The organism is Enterobacter cloacae complex sp. CARB60 (genome assembly GCF_036487345.1).
GTDB classification, from domain to species: Bacteria; Pseudomonadota; Gammaproteobacteria; order Enterobacterales; family Enterobacteriaceae; genus Enterobacter; species Enterobacter asburiae_D.
In genome coordinates, this window is record NZ_JAZKLC010000002.1 from 4,502,713 (window position 1) to 4,522,736 (window position 20,024).

Here is a 20,024-nt window from a genome sequence, read left to right on the forward strand (position 1 = left end):
GTTATTTATCGAACAGGTAATGATTGACCAGGTTTTCCAGCAGTTCCTGGTGCCCGCTCTGGTGCTGCGGTGCCAGCTGATGTTGTTCAGCGTACTTTGCGATTTCCGCAAGCGATAACTGCCCTTTCAAAATTTGCTGGCCCAGCTCACTGTTCCAGCCGCTGTAACGCTTCGCTACGCGTTTATCCAGCTCGCCGTCTTCAATCATTCGAGCCGCCACTTTCAGCGCCAGCGCCATGGTGTCCATCGCGCCAATATGGCCGTAGAACAGATCGTATTTGTCGGTGCTCTGGCGACGCACCTTGGCGTCAAAGTTCAGGCCGCCGGTGGTGAAACCGCCCGCTTTGACGATCTCGTACATCACCAGCGCATTCTCTTCCACGCTGTTCGGGAACTGGTCGGTGTCCCAGCCCAGCTGTGCATCGCCGCGGTTCGCATCGACAGAGCCGAAGATACCCAGCGCGATCGCAGACGCGATCTCGTGATGGAAAGAGTGCCCCGCCAGCGTAGCGTGGTTGGCTTCAATGTTCACTTTGATCTCTTTTTCCAGACCGAACTGCTTCAGGAAGCCATACACCGTTGCCACGTCGTAGTCATACTGGTGCTTGGTCGGCTCCTGCGGTTTCGGCTCGATCAGCAGCGTGCCGCGGAAGCCGATTTTGTGCTTATGGTCGACAACCATCTGCATAAAGCGGCCAATTTGTTCGCGCTCCTGACGCAGGTCGGTGTTCAGCAGGGTTTCATAGCCTTCACGGCCCCCCCACAGGACATAGTTTTCACCGCCCAGCTGATGCGTGGCGTTCATTGCCGTCACCACCTGCGTGGCCGCCCAGCTAAACACGTCCGGATCCGGGTTGGTTGCCGCGCCCGCGCCGTAGCGAGGGTTGGTAAAGCAGTTTGCCGTGCCCCAGAGTAGCTTCACGCCGCTTTGCTGCTGTTTCGCCGCCAGTACATCCACCATCTGCGCGAAGTTGTTCAGATACTCTTTCAGCGACGCGCCTTCCGGCGACACGTCCACGTCATGGAAGCAGTAGTACGGCACGTTCAGCTTGTGGAAGAACTCAAACGCCACATCGGCTTTGCGTTTCGCCAGCTCGATGGCCTCACCCGGCTGCTGCCACGGGCGGTCAAAGGAACCCACGCCGAACATATCGGCGCCGTTCCAGCAGAAGGTATGCCAGTAACAGGCGGCAAAGCGCAGATGATCTTCCATGCGCTTACCCAGCACCAGCTCATCCGGGTTGTAGTGACGAAATGCTAAAGGATTGGTCGTTTTTGGGCCTTCGTAACGAACACGATCGAGTTGGTCGAAATAAGCTTGCATATTGAGCTCCATAATCAGGGTATGCGGCGAGTCGTTGATACAGGAGTAATAGTGAATAGACATTTTGGGTTGCTCAATTACGTTATTTCACACTGCTATTGAGAGAATGCACAACTGTGCGCTGGCTCGCAAAATAATGCGCAGGCAAACTATTTTTCGGCGCATATTCCAGAATCAAATGTAATTAAGACGTTACGTATTTTAAAATCCGATCGCGGTCATAAATTCAGAAATAAACCAAATATCATAATGAGAAGATAAAAATCTGTAATTGCCAGCCCGCCTTTCCGCGTTAAAAATTTGCTGCGTCTCAGCAGTGAATGTTTCTTTTATCTCAGCAACACATACCCCTACAAAAAGGCCTAATAATTATGAAGATAAAGAACCTGACTCTAACGCTTTGCACTACGCTCCTCCTTGCAAGCTTTGCAGGACATGCCAAAGAGGTCAAAATTGGCATGGCGATTGACGACCTGCGTCTGGAGCGCTGGCAAAAAGATCGCGATATTTTTGTTAAAAAAGCAGAATCCCTCGGCGCCAGCGTGTTTGTTCAGTCGGCTAACGGCAACGAAGAAACACAAATGTCGCAGATCGAGAATATGATCAACCGTGGCGTCGATGTTCTGGTCATTATCCCCTATAACGGCCAGGTATTAAGTAACGTGGTGAAAGAAGCCAAACAGGAAGGCATAAAAGTCCTGGCCTATGACCGCATGATTAATAATGCGGACATTGATTATTATATTTCGTTCGACAATGAAAAAGTCGGGGAATTACAGGCGCAAAGCCTGATCGACAAAGTGCCTCAGGGCAATTATTTCCTGATGGGCGGCTCTCCGGTGGATAACAACGCCAAACTGTTCCGCGAAGGGCAAATGAAAGTCCTTAAGCCGTACATCGACAACGGGAAAATTAAAGTAGTTGGCGATCAGTGGGCCGACGGCTGGCTGCCAGAAAACGCGCTGAAGATCATGGAAAACGCGCTGACGGCCAACAATAACAAAATTGACGCGGTTGTGGCCTCCAACGATGCCACCGCAGGCGGCGCTATCCAGGCCCTGAGCGCCCAGGGGCTGGCCGGTAAAGTCGCCATTTCAGGACAGGATGCCGATCTGGCTGGCGTAAAACGCATTATCGCAGGCACTCAAACCATGACGGTCTACAAACCGATTACCCAGCTGGCCAATACGGCGGCGGAAATCGCCGTAGAGCTGGGCAATGGCAAACAACCTAAAGCAGACGCGACCCTGAATAACGGGCTGAAAGACGTTCCGGCTCGCCTGCTCACACCGATTGAAGTCAACAAAGAGAACATTGACGCCACCGTGGTTAAAGACGGTTTCCACAAGAAGAGCGAACTGTAATCCGGCGCGGCCCCTGCTCTGCGGGGGCGCATCACGTTGTACTGTTCTTCCCTCGGGTTATGTGGAGCGGTTATGCCTTATTTACTTGAAATGAAAAGCATCACCAAACGCTTCGGCACGGTGAAAGCCGTCGACAACGTCAGCCTCCGGTTAAACCCCGGCGAAGTGGTTTCGCTGTGCGGTGAGAACGGTTCGGGCAAGTCGACGCTGATGAAAGTGCTGTGCGGGATCTACCCACACGGCAGCTACGAAGGTGAAATCGTCTTTGCTGGTGAAGTTATCCAGGCGACACACATCCGCGATACCGAACGCAAAGGCATCGCCATCATCCACCAGGAGCTGGCGCTGGTGAAGCATCTCACCGTGCTGGAGAACATTTTCCTCGGGGCCGAAATTTCCCGCCACGGCGTGCTGGATTACGACACCATGACGCTCCGCTGCGAAAAGCTGCTGGCGCAGGTGAGCCTCAACATTTCCCCGGATACCCGCGTGGGGGATCTGGGCCTCGGGCAACAGCAGCTGGTCGAAATAGCGAAAGCGCTAAATAAACAGGTCAGGCTGCTGATCCTTGATGAGCCGACGGCCTCGCTCACCGAACAGGAAACCGCGGTTCTGCTCAATATCATCCGCGATCTGCAAAACCACGGTATCGCCTGTATCTACATTTCGCACAAGCTGAACGAGGTCAAAGCTATTTCGGACACCATCTGCGTGATCCGCGACGGGCAGCACATCGGCACGCGTGAAGCCGCCGGGATGAGCGAAGATGACATCATCACCATGATGGTGGGCCGCGAGCTGACGGCACTTTATCCGAATGAACCCCACGCAACGGGCGATGAAGTGCTGCGCGTGGAAAACCTGACCGCGTGGCACCCCGTTAACCGCCACATCAAGCGCGTCAATAACGTCTCGTTTTCCCTTCACAGCGGAGAAATTCTTGGGATTGCGGGCCTCGTCGGTGCCGGGCGCACGGAGGCCGTACAGTGTCTGTTTGGCGTGTGGCCGGGGCGCTGGGAGGGCACGATTTATATCGACGGCCAGCCGGTGAAAATCGACAGCTGCCAGCAGGCGATTGCCCGCGGCATTGCCATGGTCCCGGAAGATCGCAAAAAAGACGGCATCGTGCCGGTCATGGCGGTGGGTAAAAACATTACGCTTGCGGCACTCGATCGGTTCTCCGGGGCGCTGAGCAGCCTGGACGACGCCGCCGAGCAGCAGTGCATTCTCCAGTCGCTTGCCCGGCTGAAGGTCAAAACCTCCTCACCGGAGCTGGCGATTGGCCGCCTGAGCGGGGGAAACCAGCAGAAGGCGATTCTGGCGCGCTGCCTGCTTCTCAATCCACGCATATTAATCCTTGATGAGCCCACGCGCGGGATTGATATCGGTGCCAAATATGAAATCTACAAACTGATTAATCAGCTTGTACAGCAAGGGATTGCCGTCATTGTCATTTCGTCTGAGTTACCCGAAGTGCTCGGCCTGAGCGACCGCGTGCTGGTCATGCACGAGGGAAAACTGAAAGCCAACCTGATTAACCAGAACCTGACGCAGGAGCAGGTGATGGAAGCCGCTTTAAGGAGCGAACGTCATGTCGAAAAGCAATCCGTCTGATATCAAAGTCGCTGTTCCGACGCCCGGTGCGTTTGCGGGGTTAAAAGCGCTTAACCTGCAGGTTTTCGTGATGATCGCGGCAATTATCGTCATCATGCTGTTCTTTACCTGGATGACCGATGGCTCGTACTTAAGCGCGCGTAACGTCTCCAACCTGCTCCGCCAGACCGCCATCACCGGCATTCTGGCCGTGGGCATGGTGTTCGTGATTATCTCCGCGGAAATCGACCTGTCGGTCGGTTCGATGATGGGGCTCCTCGGGGGTGTGGCGGCGATTTTTGACGTCTGGCTCGGCTGGCCGCTGCCGCTGACCGTGGCGGTCACGCTGGTGCTGGGTCTGGTTCTGGGAGCCTGGAACGGCTGGTGGGTTGCCTACCGTAAGGTGCCATCGTTCATTGTCACCCTGGCGGGGATGTTGGCCTTCCGCGGGATCTTAATCGGCATCACTAACGGTACCACCGTCTCCCCGACCAGCGCGGCCATGTCGCAGATTGGCCAAAGCTACCTCTCAGATAGCGTGGGCTTTACCCTCGGAGTGATTGGGTTGCTGGCGTTTGTCGCGTGGCAGTGGCGTGGTCGTATGCGTCGTCAGGCGCTGGGGCTGGCTTCTCCGGCGTCAACCTCGGTGGTGGGGCGTCAGGCGCTCACGGCGGTCATTGTGCTGGGCGCCATCTGGCTTTTAAACGACTATCGCGGCGTTCCGACCCCCGTCCTGCTGCTGGCGCTTTTACTGCTGGGCGGCATGTTTATGGCCACGCGCACCGCGTTTGGCCGCCGTATTTATGCCATTGGCGGCAATCTTGAAGCTGCCCGCCTCTCGGGTATCAATGTCGAGCGCACCAAGCTGGCGGTCTTCGCCATAAACGGCCTGATGGTCGCTATCGCCGGGCTGATCCTCAGCTCGCGTCTGGGCGCTGGCTCTCCCTCCGCCGGTAACATCGCCGAGCTGGATGCTATCGCCGCCTGCGTCATTGGCGGCACCAGCCTCGCAGGGGGTATCGGTAGCGTGGCGGGCGCGGTCATGGGGGCATTTATCATGGCATCGTTGGATAACGGGATGAGTATGATGGACGTCCCGACGTTTTGGCAGTATATCGTCAAGGGGGCCATTCTTTTACTGGCAGTCTGGATGGACTCAGCCACCAAGCGACGGGCCTGATAACCGTATTGTGACTTAATTGGGAAGTGAGCCATGTTTGAAAAGCGTCACCGCATTACGTTGTTATTCAATGCCAATAAAGCCTACGACCGTCAGGTGGTGGAAGGTGTTGGTGAATATTTGCAGGCGTCGCAATCCGAATGGGATATTTTTATTGAAGAAGATTTTCGCACCCGTCTGGAGAACATCAAAGAGTGGCTGGGCGATGGCGTCATCGCGGACTATGACGATCCCGTCATCGAACAGCTGCTGACCGACGTCGACGTCCCGATTGTGGGCGTCGGCGGCTCCTACCATTCGCCCGAACACTATCCGCCGGTTCACTATATTGCCACCGATAACCATGCCCTGGTCGAGGCCGCCTTTCTTCATTTAAAAGAGAAAGGCGTCCATCGCTTCGCGTTTTATGGGTTACCGTCCACCAGCGGCAAGCGCTGGGCCGTTGAGCGCGAACACGCGTTTTGCCAGCTGGTCGCGAAGGAAAAGTATCGCGGCGTGGTGTACCAGGGGCTGGAGACCGCGCCGGAAAACTGGCAACACGCGCAAAACCGCCTGGCGGACTGGCTGCAAACGCTGCCGCCGCAAACCGGTATTATTGCCGTGACGGACGCCCGCGCGCGGCACGTGCTGCAGGTCTGCGAACATTTGCACATCCCGGTGCCCGAAAAGCTGTGCGTGATTGGCATTGATAACGAAGAATTGACACGCTATCTGTCTCGCGTGGCGCTCTCCTCCGTTGCACAGGGCACGCGTCAAATGGGTTATCAGGCGGCGAAGCTGCTGCATCGTCTGCTGGATAAAGAATCTCTGCCGCTTCAGCGCCTGCTCGTGCCTCCTGTCCGCGTCGTAGAACGTCGCTCAACCGATTATCGCTCCTTAAGCGACCCGGCCGTCATTCAGGCCATGCACTATATTCGCAACCACGCCTGCAAAGGGATAAAGGTCGATCAGGTGCTGGATTCGGTAGGCATTTCGCGTTCGAATCTGGAGAAGCGTTTTAAAGAAGAGGTGGGCGAAACCATTCATGCCGTCATCCATGCTGAAAAGCTGGAGAAAGCACGCAGCCTGCTCATTTCCACATCGCTGTCGATCAACGAAATCTCGCAGATGTGCGGTTACCCGTCCCTGCAATATTTCTATTCGGTGTTCCGCAAAGAGTATGACACCACACCGAAGGAGTATCGGGATCGCCACAGCGAGGTGCTGATCTAGAAAAGAAAACGCCTTCCGGTGGAAGGCGTTTTTTTGAGATTACATATGGGCGGCGATTAAGCGCTGGTTATCCTGGTACATGGCGAACAGATAGTTGTTATAGCTTTGTCCCTTTGTCGAATAACCTTTAAGCTTGTGGATCATCGTACTGGCCGTCACTTCCTGGTCCGCCTTACGCAGCTGAGCGCGTGATTTACGGAACGATGAGTAGGCCGGGTGCGTGTTCAGATTCACCACGTAGGCGCTGACGGAATCTTTCACAGATTCAAACTGCGAATAGCCTTTCACTTTGCCAGGGGCATTATTACAACGACCTTTCACACATTTCATGCCGAAAAGGTTGTTGTTGCTACGCGCAAGCTTAGACGTCCCCCAGCCGCTTTCGGCAGCAGCCATGGTCGCAACCATGCTGCCCGGGATGATATCCACACGCTCAAGGAGAGCATTCCACGGCACACGGCGGGTGTTACCGTTCCAGCTCAGCTTGTAGCGCTTCGTGATATCTTTCAGACGCGCGCGCTCTGACGGCGACCAGCGGCTATCGTACTGCTTGGAAATCAGCCAGTTACGATCCGCAGTAATCGCGGCATTTTGACTCGTGATGTAAGGCATTACCGTCCGGAGAAACGCTTTTTTCCTTGGTGTTCCGGAAGGGTATTTTCGCAAATCAGGAAGTGAACTACTCTTTGCACTATTGCGAGAATACTCTTGTTTACTGCTAACCTTACTACTTGTCGTCTGTATTACGTGGGCTTTCTTACTCGTTGTATCCGTGTGCGTCTTCGCAAGCACCTCACCCGAAAATGCCGTGGTGAGTAACATGAGTATCGCAGCCCCATATCGTCGAATGGGAGTCGATATCATTAGGTCTCCTGGTCGGATGTAATCATCCCAACACCTTATTTTTTTCACAAATTTGAGAGCGGAATCTCAAATCATATCAAAAATAGACTTCAAGAGCACGTATAGAAATAGTCCAATTCCGAAACTATGTCACCTGAAACTTGCTCATAAAAACATCATTCCACGAAAACTGTGTGCGCTATCGCAGATAACTGCCTAATTTTGCGCGAGATCACTCATCCTCACGCATCCTCCTGGCAGAAAGCGACGGGGGATGAGTTTTTGCCCACCGCCTGATGGCACACTGGTCAAAAATGCCGCGACAGGAAAAAGGAATGAAACGTACCGCATTAGCCTTTCTGATGTTACCCGCACTGGCGCATGCCAACTGGTCATCGCCGGGGTTTAGCGCCTTTAGCGCTGAAGGCACAGGGGTCTTTACCAGCCAGGCAAAGCTTGCGAAGGGTACGCGTCCTCTGACGCTGAGTTTTGACAAGACGTGCTGGCAGCCTGCGGACGCGATAAAACTCAACGAGATGCTGTCGCTCAAGCCCTGTGACGGCACGCCGCCGCAGTGGCGCCTTTTCCGCGACGGTGACTACCAGATGCGGATTGATACCCGCTCCGGCACGCCCACCCTGCTGCTGACGATTCAGAGTGCCGCAGAACAGCCGGTTGCAAACGTCATCCGCCAGTGTCCGAAGTGGGACGGCAAACCGCTGACGCTGGACGTCAGCAATACCTTCCCGGAAGGCTCCGTCGTGCGCGACTACTACAGTAAACAAACGGCGACGGTGCAGAATGGAAAAATAACCCTGCAGCCAGCCGCCAACAGTAACGGCCTGCTGCTGCTTGAGCGTGCGGAAACCGACAAGCCTGCGCCGTTTAGCTGGCAAAACGCCACCGTCTATTTTGTGCTGACCGACCGTTATGTGAATGGTGACCCGGGCAACGACAACAGCTACGGTCGCCATAAAGACGGCATGCAGGAGATTGGCACCTTCCACGGCGGTGACCTCAAGGGACTCGCCGGCAAGCTCGATTATTTACAGCAGCTGGGGGTGAACGCGCTCTGGATAAGCTCTCCGCTTGAGCAGATCCACGGCTGGGTAGGCGGTGGCACAAAAGGAGATTTCCCTCACTACGCCTATCACGGCTACTACACCCAGGACTGGACAAAGCTCGACGCCAATATGGGCACTGAGGATGACCTGCGCCAGCTTGTCGACGAAGCGCACAAGCGCGGGATCCGCGTTCTGTTCGATATCGTCATGAACCACGTTGGTTATGCCACCCTGGCAGACATGCAGGAGTATCAGTTTGGTGCCCTGTACCTGCAGGGTGATGAGCTGAAAAAGACGCTGGGAGAACGCTGGACGGACTGGAAGCCGGGCGCGGGCCAAAGCTGGCACAGCTTTAACGACTACATCAACTTTAGCGACAAAGCCGCATGGGAAAAATGGTGGGGTAAAAAGTGGATCCGCACCGATATCGGCGATTACGACAACCCTGGCTTTGATGATTTGACCATGTCGCTGGCATTTCTGCCGGATCTGAAAACGGAATCCACGACGCCTTCCGGATTGCCAAACTTTTACCAACACAAGCCCGACACCCATGCGAAGGCCATCACGGGATATACCCCGCGCGATTATCTGACCCACTGGCTCAGCCAGTGGGTCCGTGACTACGGCATCGACGGTTTCCGGGTGGATACGGCAAAACACGTTGAGCTTGCGGCCTGGCAACAGCTGAAAGACCAGGCAAGCCAGGCGCTGGCCGCCTGGAAAGGAGCGAACCCGGACAAAAAGCTCGACAACGCACCGTTCTGGATGACCGGGGAATCCTGGGGCCACGGGGTGATGCAAAGCGATTATTACCGCCACGGTTTTGATGCGATGATCAACTTTGATTATCAGGAGCAGGCGGCAAAAGCGGTGGATTGCCTGGCCGATATGGATCTCACCTGGCAGCAGATGGCGGAGAAGCTGCAAAGCTTCAACGTGCTGAGCTATCTCTCATCACACGATACGCGCCTGTTCCGTGAAGGGGGCCAACGCGCGGCAGAGCTGCTTCTGCTGGCGCCGGGCAGCGTGCAAATCTATTACGGGGATGAATCCGAGCGTCCGTTCGGCCCCACAGGCTCCGACCCGCTGCAGGGCACCCGTTCGGATATGAACTGGCAGGACGTCACGGGCAAGCAGGCCCTAACCGTCGCCCACTGGCAAACGCTGGGCCAGTTCCGCGCCCGCCATCCGGCGATTGGTGAAGGCAAGCAAACCACGCTGTCGCTGAAAGAGGGGTACGGCTTCGTGCGCGAGCACAAGGGCGATAAGGTGATGGTGGTATGGGCAGGTAATCAATAACGGCACACGCCAGTTCCCTCTCCCTGTGGGAGAGGGTTAGGGTGAGGGGAATCCCACCAGAACTATTCACTACACAAATCAAAATCCACCATACAAAACAACAAATCCGACCACATCACCCGATTTGCACCAGCACGGTGCTAGCGTTATGGTTACCCACTTTCAAAATAAGCTCGACAGATCACCTGCTATGACGTTTTCACTTTTCGGCGACAAATTTACCCGCCATTCAGGCATTACTCGCCTGATGGAGGACCTCAACGACGGGCTGCGCACACCGGGCGCAATCATGCTCGGCGGCGGAAACCCGGCTCAAATCCCGGAGATGACGACCTATTTCCAGACGCTGCTCGCTCAGATGCTGGAAAGCGGCAAAGCAACCGATGCGCTTTGCAATTACGACGGCCCGCAGGGTAAAACCGAGCTGCTGGCACTCCTCGCCGAAATGCTGCGTGACGAGCTGGGTTGGGATATCGAACCACAGAATATTGCACTGACAAACGGCAGCCAGAGCGCGTTTTTCTACTTGTTTAACCTGTTCGCAGGGCGTCGCGCCGACGGCACCACCAAAAAAGTGCTGTTCCCGCTGGCACCGGAGTATATCGGCTACGCTGATTCCGGCCTGGAAGAGGATCTGTTCGTCTCCGCGCGCCCGAATATTGAGCTGCTGCCGGAAGGCCAGTTCAAATATCACGTCGATTTTGAACATCTGCATATTGGTGAAGAGACGGGCATGATCTGCGTATCGCGTCCGACTAACCCAACGGGCAACGTGATCACCGACGACGAACTGATGAAGCTGGATGCGCTCGCGAATCAGCACGGCATTCCGCTGGTGATCGATAACGCCTACGGCGTGCCGTTCCCGGGCATTATCTTCAGCGAAGCACGTCCGCTGTGGAACCCGAACATCGTCCTGTGCATGAGCCTCTCTAAGCTCGGTCTGCCCGGCAGCCGCTGCGGCATCATCATCGCTAATGAGAAAATCATCACCGCCATTACCAATATGAACGGCATTATCAGCCTTTCACCGGGCGGCATTGGCCCGGCAATGATGTGCGAAATGATTAAACGCAACGACCTGCTGCGTCTGTCCAATGACGTGATCAAACCGTTCTATTACCAGCGCGTTCAGGAGACGATTGCGACAATTCGCCGCTATTTGCCGGAAGAACGCTGCCTGATCCACAAGCCTGAAGGGGCGATTTTCCTGTGGCTGTGGTTTAAAGATTTGCCTATCACCACCGAACTGCTCTACCAGCGCCTGAAAAAGCGCGGCGTGCTGATGGTACCGGGCGATTATTTCTTCCCGGGGCTCGATAAGCCGTGGCCGCATACGCACCAGTGCATGCGTATGAACTATGTGCCCGATCCGGAAAAAATCGAAGCGGGGGTTAAGATCCTCGCCGAAGAAATCGAAAAAGCCTGGCGCGAAGGCAATTGTTAAATAATAAGGCTCTTCAAATGAAGAGCCTTAATTTTTCCGTGATCTATATCTTATATAAAGGATATATCCTTCAGTATTTATTCCCTATTATTTAAAGGGATTATTTAGGATAATTCCTGTTGTTTTAATGGCGCTATAGTAATTAGAAAATAATTAAGTGCACGTTAAATAATAATTCAATTAACCCCTTGTTATATAAAATTTAAAACCAACAGCACTGGCAGAAAAATATCCTCGAAGCGAGTCTGTGTGCATTTTTAAAATACTGCATATACTCACTAATACGCCGCTCGGCGTTCTATTGCGTGGAGTATTTTTATGCTACCTAATAATGCTAGTCGCATCAGCGTAATTGCTGCTGCGGTACTGCTCGCGTTCTCTCTTTCTGCCTGCAGTGGAAGCGGTGGCGGATCTCACTCAACAGCCAAAAATAACCCTGCAACCGGAAGTAATACCGGCTCGGGTGACGGAAGTGGCACAACGGCTAACAATGGTGGTTCAGGTAGTAACGGATCTGGCTCAGGATCAGGGACAGGCTCCGGTTCCGGTTCCGGTTCAGGCTCAGGCACGGGCACGGGCTCAGGCTCCGGAACAGGCTCAGGAACGGGGACCGGGGGTAACGGCAGCGGAGGAACCGGAACAGGCAACACGGGCGGTGGCGGCACAACCACTGCAGGTGTGAATACTGTGCTGGGTGATGCCGGTAAAACGGTGACCAGCGTCGGCTCTACGGTGGACAGCCTGGGAAGCCAGATTCCGACAAATAATCCTGTAACATCAACCGTTTCAACAACCGTCAGCGGCGTTGGTAGCGCCGTCTCTACCGTGGGGACTGGCGTCACAACCGGCGTTGGCAATCCGGGTAACGCGAACGGTGTGGGGACAACGGTTAAAGGCGTGACTACGTCGGTCACTTCATTGGGCAATACCGTTTCAACGGTAGGCACGGGCCTGGCGAGTTCTACTTCAGGAACACCGGTCAGTGGCGTAACCGGCCTGACGGGCAGCGTGGTAAACAGTACAGGGCAACTGGTCAGTAACACCGGCACAGGTTTAACCAACACGGTAAGTAGCCCTGCTATAACGCAGGTAACAACCGATACCACAACCGTTGCCAACAAGACGCTGGGCGGAGTACAGGGCGTGACGCAAAGCGTGGGCACCACGACGGGTCTCGGCACACCGGTCAACGGTCTGCTGACGCAGGTTGGAAACACCGTGAGCGGCGTGGGGACCAACGTCAGCAACAGTAATAGCGGGCTTAACGGCGTGGGTCAGGTCGTACAGAACGTCGGCCAGACGGTGACGGATAGCGGCACGCTGGTGAAACCCGCCTCTTCGACAACCGGAGGAGGATCGGGCTCTCTCACGGCCAATGCAAATGTGGCGGCCACGAACAACAGCCTGGGTGCAACGGTCAATACGACCCTCAATACCCTGACTGCTGGCGTTACGGCCAACGCAGCAACAACATCAAGTCAAAACACGTCGACAACTAACCCGGTCAACGGTCTCAACACGTTAACCTCCGGTCTGCTGACGCCAAAACAGTAAAACGGTTATTGCCTTTCTGCGCCCCTGCTTCAGGGGCGCGTTGTACAGCGACACTCCCCCTAACCGGGAATGACGAACAGGGATAGCGCGATGAAAAACCATTTCCTTTTTTCGCTGACGGGGCTGGTTGTGCTGAGCATGGCCCGCGCCGATACACTGCCCTCTATTATTAACCCAGATAACCCGGCGCAAGTTTCTCGTAACGTTGCCCCGGAACAGCCTGAGACCGTCCCACAGCCGAAAGTCAAAATAGAAAAACCGCAGTCAACGCTAACGCCTGAAACGCCCATTACCATTCATCACATTCAGTTTATTGGCGGCACGCGTTATCCCTTGCAGGAATTACTTAAACCCTTCAGGCCTTATGCCGGAAAAACCGTGCCGCTAAAAACGCTCACGGGGCTGGTAAATGATATTACGGCGCGCTATAAGGCCGACGGTTTTCCGCTCTCCTATGCCTGGCTGCCGGATGATAATTTCCAGCAGGGAAATATTAAAATTGTCCTGGTCGAAGGGTACGTCGCTCACAGCGACATAACCAGTAATAACCCCAATATCGCCGCGCGCCTTAAACGTTTGTCAGAAAAGATCATGGGGGAAAAACCCCTGACTCAGAATACGTTCGATCGCTATAGCCAGCTGATGACCCGCACCCCGAACGTTCCGGTCACGGCTAACGCGCAGCTGCCAACCAATATCTATGGCGCGGCGGCGATGCAGATAACCGGTAATCAGGAGCGGAGCTGGAATATCGCTTCCACGATCGATACCCGTAAAGGGCAAGATTTAATGATGCTGAACGGCACGCTCAGCAACCTGACAAGTTACGGCGATCAGCTGGGCGTGGCCACGCTTATACCCTTAGATAGCAACACGCGAAAAAACTATGTCGGTCTGAACTGGCAGCAGTTTTTAAACGATGAAGGGCTGACGATGCAGCTCAAAGGCAGCTATTACCGTGAAGATCCGCGAGATTTTTCACCCCTGCTCTCTTTGCCCAATAATATTCAGGTCGATTCGAAGCAAAAAACAACGCAGTACAACGGCGGCGTGACGTTTGGCTATCCATTGCTGCTGACGCAAAAATCACAAATTAATCTCACCGGCGGTTTTGATTATACCGACCGCCAGGATGATTATGCCCTGCAGGCCAGACTGCAGGGCAAAACCTATAAACTGGATTCCCTCAACCAACACGCGCGGTATCCTGCGCTGGAAGTGGGAATTAATGGTGCGCATCAATTCACAACCGCCAGCATCAGCGGCCGGCTCAACGTCCGTCAGGGTATTGATGCGATGGGGGCCGATATCGTCTCAGCCCCTAAACCCGATATGAATTTTACGCTCACAAAAAGCTATCTGGACGCTGCCTGGCTGTTTGCCGATAAGTGGCGGCTATCAACCTCCTGGGAGGGAGACTGGTCAAATAACACGTTGCCAGAGCCCGAACGCGTTAGCTTCGGTGCCCAGCGCTTTGGCCGTGGATACCAGGACAGTGAAGCAAGCGGTGATTACGGCTATGGCGGGCAGGTAGAACTGCGCTATATCAAGATGCGGAAAGAGAGCACCTGGCTTGCCACTATCCAACCCTATATCCTGGCCGATACCGCGCAAACCTGGTTTAACACGTCCGGCTTACCTCATCAGCGGCTCGGGTCAGTGGCTACCGGGGTGATGATAGGCGATACGCGCCACTATAGCGTCACGGTGGAGGCGGCAAGACCCGTCGGTGATGTTCCGACAGACAGTCGCAACAGGGACTGGCGCTACAGTCTGACGTTCACGTGGAATTTCAATAAAATGCAGTAAGCTTTTCAGCCCGAATACTGACAGGGTCAACACAGCGCAGCGCGTGGGTTGGACAGGCCTCCACGCAGGCCGGTCCGCCTTCGCGATGCACACATAAATCACATTTCAGCGCCTGCGGCTTATTTCCCTCCAGACGAACCTGCATCGCGCCAAACGGACACGCCACCACACAGCTTTTGCACCCGATGCAGCGCGTCTGCTCAACGAGCCAGGCTCCCGCCGTACGGCTGATGGCATGGGTTGGACAGACGTTAGCACAGGGCGCATCCTCGCACTGATGGCAACCCACTGCCGTAGTGTAAGCGCCCCCTTTAACCACCCGAAGGCGGGGCGTAAAGGCATTAGCGGAGACAGCGCCCTGATGCGACACCGCGCAGGCCACTTCGCAGGTGCGACACCCAATGCATTTTTCCGCATCCGCCATGATAAATCGGTTCATCTGTTACGCCTCGCGCACGTTAAAACCCAGCTCTTTTGAAATAGCCTCTGCCGTTTCGCGCAGCGGCTTGAGTAAGTTCTTCTCACCCACCTGCTTCATGCGCGACGTTGAAAGCGAAATGGAGATCGCATACGGGACGCGGCCGTGGATATCAAATACCGGCACGGCAATGCAGGAAACCCCCAGCTCGTTCTCTTCTTTGTCCATCGCCATGCTGCGATCGCGAATTTCCGCCAGCTCATCATACATGGCGCTCAGCTCAGTGATGGTGTTGCGCGTCAAAGGTTGGATCTGTTCCTGATGGCTTTCCCAGTAGCTCGCCACGTAATCCTGATGACCAAACGCCATGTAGATCTTGCCCATTGCGGAGCAGTAGAGCGGCATATGCTGACCGATATAGGCGCGCGTGCGCAGCATACCGGTTGTCGGTTCGAGCTTGTAAATCAGGATCGCGTGGTCGTCTTCCCGGCTGGAGAAGTTCACCGTCTCGCCGGTCGCGATGTTCAGCGCTTCGAGGTGCGGAGCGGCCACGTGAATGATATTCAGCGACGACAGCGCCTTTTGCCCGACGGCGATAAATTTGGTGGTCAGGCGATAGCTGCCCGCCGCGGGTGCCGGGGTCACGTACCCGCACGACTGTAGCCCCTGCAGCAAGCGGTGCACCGTGCTCTTATTCAGCCCCGCCAGTTCCGATAAATGCGCAAGCGGACATCCGTTCGGATAGTTGCTGAGGATCTCAATCAGCATCAGGCCGCGAAACAAGCTCTGGCTGCCTGCTGGCCTCTCTTTTTCTTGCGTCATTTCGCTCTCTTTCATGCTCATTAAATGGCTCCTTTTTGTCGCGCCCTGATGGTAGCGCAAAGTGTGGTTCAGTTCACGATCTCAACAGAAAAAACACAACCATTTGATTTTAATCGATTTTGAAAAACATGAATGTCGTTGATCTGACAAAATTTGATCGCTATATTTGAAATCAGATTTCGCATAGTGAAATTTAGCGATAAAAAAGCACTCGCACTTGCCCCTTAAAAGAACAGGAGAACAGGGATGAAAGTGACCTTTGAAGAGTTGAAAGCGGCGTTCAATCGGGTCCTGCTCGATCGCGGCGTGAAAGCGGAAACCGCAGACGCCTGCGCCGAGATGTTTGCCCGCACCACGGAATCCGGCGTTTATTCGCACGGCGTTAACCGTTTTCCACGCTTTATTCAGCAGCTTGATGCAGGCGATATCATTCCCGACGCCCAGCCAAAACGGGTGATGACATTAGGGGCTATCGAACAGTGGGATGCCCAGCGCTCCATCGGCAACCTGACGGCGAAAAAGATGATGGATCGCGCCACCGAGCTGGCGTCCGACCACGGTATTGGTCTGGTGGCGCTGCGTAACGCCAACCACTGGATGCGCGGCGGCAGCTACGGCTGGCAGGCGGCGGAGAAGGGCTATATTGGCATTTGCTGGACTAACTCCATTGCCGTGATGCCCGCATGGGGATCAAAAGAGTGCTGCATCGGCACCAACCCGCTGATCGTGGCTATTCCCTCTAACCCGATCACTATGGTCGACATGTCGATGTCGATGTTCTCCTACGGCATGCTGGAAGTGAATCGCCTGGCCGGGCGCGAGCTGCCGGTCGATGGCGGCTTCGACGACGAGGGCAATCTCACCCGAGAGCCGGGCGTGATTGAGAAAAACCGCCGTATTCTGCCGATGGGCTACTGGAAAGGTTCAGGCTTATCCATCGTGCTCGACATGATCGCCACCCTGCTCTCCAACGGTTCCTCCGTCGCGGAAGTGACCCAGGACAACAGCGACGAGTATGGCGTCTCGCAGATCTTTATCGCCATCGAGGTTGATCGCCTGATCGACGGCCCAACCCGAGATGCCAAACTTCAGCGCATCATGGACTTCGTCATCACCGCCGAACGCGCTGATGAAAACGTCGCCGTCCGTCTGCCGGGGCATGAATTCACGCGCCTGCTGGAAGAGAACCGCCGCGACGGCATCACGGTTGACGACAGCGTGTGGGCGAAAATCCAGTCTCTGTAAGGAGTGGACCATGATATTCGGACATATTTCACAGCCAAATCCGTGTCGCCTGCCGCAGGCGATTGAAAAAGCACTTAATTTTCTACGCACCACGGATTTCACCGCCCTGGCGCCAGGCGTGGTGGAAATTGAAGGCCGCACTATTTTTGCCCAGGTTCTCGACCTGACGACAAAGGAACCGCACGAGAACCGTCCGGAAGTGCACCGCCGCTATCTGGATATTCAGTTTTTGGCCTGGGGTAAAGAGAAAATCGGTATCGCTATTGATACCGGCAATAACGAAATAAGCGAATCATTACTGGAACAGCGAGATATTATTTTTTATCGCGACAGTGAAAATGAATCGTTTATCGAAATGATACCCGGCAGCTATGCCATATTTTTCCCGCAGGATGTACACCGTCCTGCCTGTATTAAAAACAAGGAAGCCACAATTCGTAAAATTGTGGTGAAAGTGGCAATCAGCGAATTAGATTAATTTTCTGATAAATACAGGAACGCGAAATGACCAACACCGGTTTTATTATTGGTGCGTACCCCTGCGCACCCTCGTTTCACCAGAAAGGGGAAGAAGAAGAACAAACCTTCTGGCGGGAACTTTCCGACACCCCGAATATTCGCGGGCTGGAACAGCCTTGCCTTGAAAATCTGCATCCTCTCGGCGACGAATGGCTGTTCCGCCATACGCCGGGTGAATGGCAAATTGTGGTCACGGCAGTGATGGAAACCATGCGTCGTCGCGGTAACAACGGCGCGTTTGGCCTGGCCTCAGCCGACGAAGCGCAGCGTAAAGCGTGTGTAGACTTTTACCGGCATCTGCACCAGAAAGTTAACGCCGTGAACTCCCGTTATCCGGGCAAAGTGATTGCCCTGGAAATGCAGGCAGCCCCGCAGGCGGGCAATGCTTCCGTCGAACAGGCTACCGAAGCGTTTTCCCGCTCGATTCGGGAAATCGCGGGCTGGGACTGGGACTGCGATCTGGTGCTGGAACACTGCGATGCCATGAACGGCCCGGCACCGCGCAAGGGCTTCCTGCCCTTAGAGCAGGTGCTGGAGGTGGTGAAAGAGACGGATATCAGCGTCTGCATCAACTGGGCGCGTTCGGCCATCGAAGGCCGCAGCACGACCCTTCCGCTTGACCATGTTCAGGCCGCGCTCAACGCCGGGAAACTGGGTGCACTGATGTTTTCGGGCACGACCAGCCACGGGGAGTACGGAGAATGGCAGGATCTGCACGCGCCGTTTTCTTCATTCTGCGCCGACAGTTTGATGTCCACTGAACATGCAAAATCACTCTTTACTGCGGCGAGCGCCGCAACGTTGAAATTCTCCGGTATTAAATTACTGGAAATAAATGCTAATGCTGACGTCAGCCATCGCATCGCCATTTTGCGCGACGGTATTAGCGAAATGAATAAAGCAACGCAATAACAATAATAAAAGTTTATTCCGGTTACATTACTGAGAGATTAACTATGAATATTTCTACTCATGCTCTACATGCGGACATTCCGCGCCAGCGCTGGCTAAGAATCATTCCTCCCATTCTTATCGCCTGCATTATTTCATATATGGACCGCGTGAATATCGCGTTTGCGATGCCGGGTGGTATGGATGAAGAATTAGGTATTACCGCAACGATGGCGGGCCTGGCGGGCGGGATCTTCTTTATCGGCTATCTGTTCCTGCAGGTTCCCGGCGGCAAGATTGCCGTGCACGGCAGCGGCAAGAAGTTTATCGGCTGGTCGCTGGTTGCCTGGGCGGTGATCTCGGTGCTCACGGGCCTCGTAACGAATCAGTATCAGCTTCTGGTGCTGCGCTTCTTACTCGGCGTGGCGGAAGGCGGGATGCTGCCCGTTGTGCTCACCATGATCAGCAACTGGTTCCCGGACGCCGAGCGCGGTCGCGCCAACGCGATTGTGATCATGTTCGTGCCCATCGCCGGGATTATCACCGCCCCGCTGTCGGGCTGGATTATTACCGCACTCGACTGGCGCTGGCTGTTCATCATTGAAGGTCTGATGTCCGTCGTTGTGCTGGTGCTGTGGGCGTTCACCGTGTACGACCGTCCGCAGGAAGCCCGCTGGATCTCAGAGGCGGAGAAAAACTATCTGGTGCAAACGCTGGCGGCGGAGCAGCAGGCCATCGCTGGCAAAGAGGTAAAAAATGCCTCGCTCAGCGCGGTGCTGTCCGACAAAACCATGTGGCAGCTGATCGCCCTGAACTTCTTCTACCAGACCGGGATTTACGGTTACACGCTCTGGCTGCCGACCATCCTGAAAGAGCTGACGCACACCAGCATTGGTCAGGTGGGTATGCTCGCCATCCTGCCCTACATCGGGGCCATTGCGGGCATGTTCCTGTTCTCTACGCTTTCTGACCGCACCGGCAAGCGCAAGCTGTTTGTCTCCCTGCCGTTGATTGGCTTTGCGCTCTGCATGTTCCTCTCCGTGGCGCTGAAAGCAAACACCTGGCTGGCGTATTCCGCCCTGGTAGGCTGCGGGTTCTTCCTGCAATCCGCCGCGGGCGTGTTCTGGACCATTCCGGCGCGACTGTTCAGCGCCGAGATGGCGGGCGGCGCGCGCGGCGTGATCAACGCCCTGGGCAACCTCGGCGGCTTCTGTGGCCCGTATGCGGTTGGCGTGCTGATCACCCTGTACAGCAAAGATGCGGGCGTTTACTGCCTGGCGGTGTCTCTGGCGCTGGCGTCGCTGCTGGCCCTGCTGTTACCGGCGAAATGCGATGCTGGCGCAGAGCCTAATCCCACGGTGACGCCACACAAGCGTGCGGCCTGATGCCCTCACCCCACCCCTCTCCCACGGGAGAGGGAGAAAACCGAACCGTAGG

At 55.1% G+C, this 20,024-nt stretch carries 17 protein-coding genes; 13 read left to right on the forward strand and 4 right to left on the reverse strand.

Translation table 11 applies throughout. The features are described from left to right. Window position 1 precedes the first annotated feature (1 nt). Complete coding sequence (gene xylA / locus V4835_RS22665; protein WP_121426086.1) at window positions 2–1,324, reverse strand: xylose isomerase; 1,323 nt, start codon at window positions 1,322–1,324, stop codon at window positions 2–4. Window positions 1,325–1,695: 371 nt separating this feature from the next. On the opposite strand from xylA, the gene xylF reads away from it, so the two are divergent. The 4 genes from xylF to xylR all read left to right on the forward strand — a co-directional run bounded on the left by xylF (window position 1,696) and on the right by xylR (window position 6,673). Next, a complete protein-coding gene (gene xylF, locus V4835_RS22670) occupies window positions 1,696–2,688 on the forward strand; it encodes a D-xylose ABC transporter substrate-binding protein (protein WP_032650791.1) in 993 nt (330 codons plus the stop codon). 72 nt (window positions 2,689–2,760) lie between these two features. Continuing rightward, window positions 2,761–4,302, forward strand: coding sequence for a xylose ABC transporter ATP-binding protein (locus V4835_RS22675; RefSeq protein WP_331413822.1), 1,542 nt, complete (start codon window positions 2,761–2,763; stop codon window positions 4,300–4,302). Further along, the gene (gene xylH / locus V4835_RS22680; RefSeq protein ID WP_024909063.1) at window positions 4,280–5,461 is read left to right on the forward strand and encodes a xylose ABC transporter permease XylH; all 1,182 of its coding nucleotides are present in this window, start codon (window positions 4,280–4,282) and stop codon (window positions 5,459–5,461) included. The genes V4835_RS22675 and xylH overlap by 23 nt, the downstream gene beginning before the upstream one ends. A gap of 33 nt (window positions 5,462–5,494) precedes the next feature. Then, window positions 5,495–6,673, forward strand: a complete 1,179-nt coding sequence (gene xylR, locus V4835_RS22685) for a D-xylose utilization transcriptional activator XylR (protein WP_331413824.1) — start codon at window positions 5,495–5,497, stop codon at window positions 6,671–6,673. 39 nt (window positions 6,674–6,712) lie between these two features. Here the strand turns inward: xylR and V4835_RS22690 are convergent, their stop codons facing one another. After that, window positions 6,713–7,537: a protein bax gene (locus tag V4835_RS22690; protein WP_059347330.1), complete on the reverse strand. Its 825-nt coding sequence runs from the start codon at window positions 7,535–7,537 to the stop codon at window positions 6,713–6,715. Between the two features lie 314 nt (window positions 7,538–7,851). On the opposite strand from V4835_RS22690, the gene V4835_RS22695 reads away from it, so the two are divergent. The 5 genes from V4835_RS22695 to V4835_RS22715 all read left to right on the forward strand — a co-directional run bounded on the left by V4835_RS22695 (window position 7,852) and on the right by V4835_RS22715 (window position 14,692). Beyond that, window positions 7,852–9,882: an alpha-amylase gene (locus tag V4835_RS22695; protein ID WP_331413827.1), complete on the forward strand. Its 2,031-nt coding sequence runs from the start codon at window positions 7,852–7,854 to the stop codon at window positions 9,880–9,882. A gap of 190 nt (window positions 9,883–10,072) precedes the next feature. Further along, window positions 10,073–11,329 (forward strand): valine--pyruvate transaminase, encoded by a 1,257-nt coding sequence (avtA, locus tag V4835_RS22700; protein ID WP_213330172.1) that lies wholly within the window; start codon window positions 10,073–10,075, stop codon window positions 11,327–11,329. A gap of 403 nt (window positions 11,330–11,732) precedes the next feature. Continuing rightward, window positions 11,733–12,011 carry a hypothetical protein gene (locus V4835_RS22705; RefSeq protein WP_331413829.1) on the forward strand — a complete coding sequence of 93 codons (279 nt, stop codon included), beginning with the start codon at window positions 11,733–11,735 and terminating at the stop codon, window positions 12,009–12,011. A gap of 5 nt (window positions 12,012–12,016) precedes the next feature. Beyond that, window positions 12,017–12,883 carry a collagen-like triple helix repeat-containing protein gene (locus V4835_RS22710; protein WP_331413831.1) on the forward strand — a complete coding sequence of 289 codons (867 nt, stop codon included), beginning with the start codon at window positions 12,017–12,019 and terminating at the stop codon, window positions 12,881–12,883. A gap of 90 nt (window positions 12,884–12,973) precedes the next feature. Then, the gene (locus tag V4835_RS22715) at window positions 12,974–14,692 is read left to right on the forward strand and encodes a ShlB/FhaC/HecB family hemolysin secretion/activation protein (RefSeq protein ID WP_063145352.1); all 1,719 of its coding nucleotides are present in this window, start codon (window positions 12,974–12,976) and stop codon (window positions 14,690–14,692) included. Here the strand turns inward: V4835_RS22715 and V4835_RS22720 are convergent. After that, a complete protein-coding gene (locus V4835_RS22720) occupies window positions 14,676–15,131 on the reverse strand; it encodes a 4Fe-4S dicluster domain-containing protein (protein WP_063145351.1) in 456 nt (151 codons plus the stop codon). The two genes, V4835_RS22715 and V4835_RS22720, sit on opposite strands and share 17 nt — an antisense overlap. A gap of 3 nt (window positions 15,132–15,134) precedes the next feature. After that, the gene (yiaJ, locus tag V4835_RS22725; protein ID WP_021242452.1) at window positions 15,135–15,953 is read right to left on the reverse strand and encodes an IclR family transcriptional regulator YiaJ; all 819 of its coding nucleotides are present in this window, start codon (window positions 15,951–15,953) and stop codon (window positions 15,135–15,137) included. A gap of 225 nt (window positions 15,954–16,178) precedes the next feature. Here yiaJ and yiaK point away from each other — a divergent pair, with 225 nt between their 5' ends. The 4 genes from yiaK to V4835_RS22745 are packed head-to-tail and all read left to right on the forward strand — an operon-like array spanning window position 16,179 to window position 19,972. Then, entirely contained in the window at window positions 16,179–17,177 is a 999-nt protein-coding gene (gene yiaK, locus V4835_RS22730; protein WP_331413834.1) for a 3-dehydro-L-gulonate 2-dehydrogenase, read from the forward strand. A gap of 10 nt (window positions 17,178–17,187) precedes the next feature. Next, a complete protein-coding gene (locus V4835_RS22735; RefSeq protein WP_331413835.1) occupies window positions 17,188–17,655 on the forward strand; it encodes a YhcH/YjgK/YiaL family protein in 468 nt (155 codons plus the stop codon). Window positions 17,656–17,681: 26 nt separating this feature from the next. Next, window positions 17,682–18,608 carry a DUF4862 family protein gene (locus V4835_RS22740; protein ID WP_331413837.1) on the forward strand — a complete coding sequence of 309 codons (927 nt, stop codon included), beginning with the start codon at window positions 17,682–17,684 and terminating at the stop codon, window positions 18,606–18,608. A gap of 44 nt (window positions 18,609–18,652) precedes the next feature. Beyond that, window positions 18,653–19,972, forward strand: coding sequence for an MFS transporter (locus tag V4835_RS22745; protein ID WP_331413838.1), 1,320 nt, complete (start codon window positions 18,653–18,655; stop codon window positions 19,970–19,972). Window positions 19,973–20,024: the final 52 nt, after the last annotated feature.

Coding starts and splice junctions, on each gene's coding strand:
- V4835_RS22695 (WP_331413827.1), top strand. CDS start 7,852: ATGAAACGTACCGCATTAGCCTTTCTGATGTTACCCGCACTGGCGCAT.
- avtA (WP_213330172.1), top strand. CDS start 10,073: ATGACGTTTTCACTTTTCGGCGACAAATTTACCCGCCATTCAGGCATT.
- V4835_RS22690 (WP_059347330.1), bottom strand. CDS start 7,537: ATGATATCGACTCCCATTCGACGATATGGGGCTGCGATACTCATGTTA.
- xylF (WP_032650791.1), top strand. CDS start 1,696: ATGAAGATAAAGAACCTGACTCTAACGCTTTGCACTACGCTCCTCCTT.
- xylA (WP_121426086.1), bottom strand. CDS start 1,324: ATGCAAGCTTATTTCGACCAACTCGATCGTGTTCGTTACGAAGGCCCA.
- V4835_RS22740 (WP_331413837.1), top strand. CDS start 17,682: ATGACCAACACCGGTTTTATTATTGGTGCGTACCCCTGCGCACCCTCG.
- V4835_RS22675 (WP_331413822.1), top strand. CDS start 2,761: ATGCCTTATTTACTTGAAATGAAAAGCATCACCAAACGCTTCGGCACG.
- yiaJ (WP_021242452.1), bottom strand. CDS start 15,953: ATGAGCATGAAAGAGAGCGAAATGACGCAAGAAAAAGAGAGGCCAGCA.
- yiaK (WP_331413834.1), top strand. CDS start 16,179: ATGAAAGTGACCTTTGAAGAGTTGAAAGCGGCGTTCAATCGGGTCCTG.
- V4835_RS22735 (WP_331413835.1), top strand. CDS start 17,188: ATGATATTCGGACATATTTCACAGCCAAATCCGTGTCGCCTGCCGCAG.
- xylH (WP_024909063.1), top strand. CDS start 4,280: ATGTCGAAAAGCAATCCGTCTGATATCAAAGTCGCTGTTCCGACGCCC.
- V4835_RS22715 (WP_063145352.1), top strand. CDS start 12,974: ATGAAAAACCATTTCCTTTTTTCGCTGACGGGGCTGGTTGTGCTGAGC.
- V4835_RS22745 (WP_331413838.1), top strand. CDS start 18,653: ATGAATATTTCTACTCATGCTCTACATGCGGACATTCCGCGCCAGCGC.
- xylR (WP_331413824.1), top strand. CDS start 5,495: ATGTTTGAAAAGCGTCACCGCATTACGTTGTTATTCAATGCCAATAAA.
- V4835_RS22720 (WP_063145351.1), bottom strand. CDS start 15,131: ATGAACCGATTTATCATGGCGGATGCGGAAAAATGCATTGGGTGTCGC.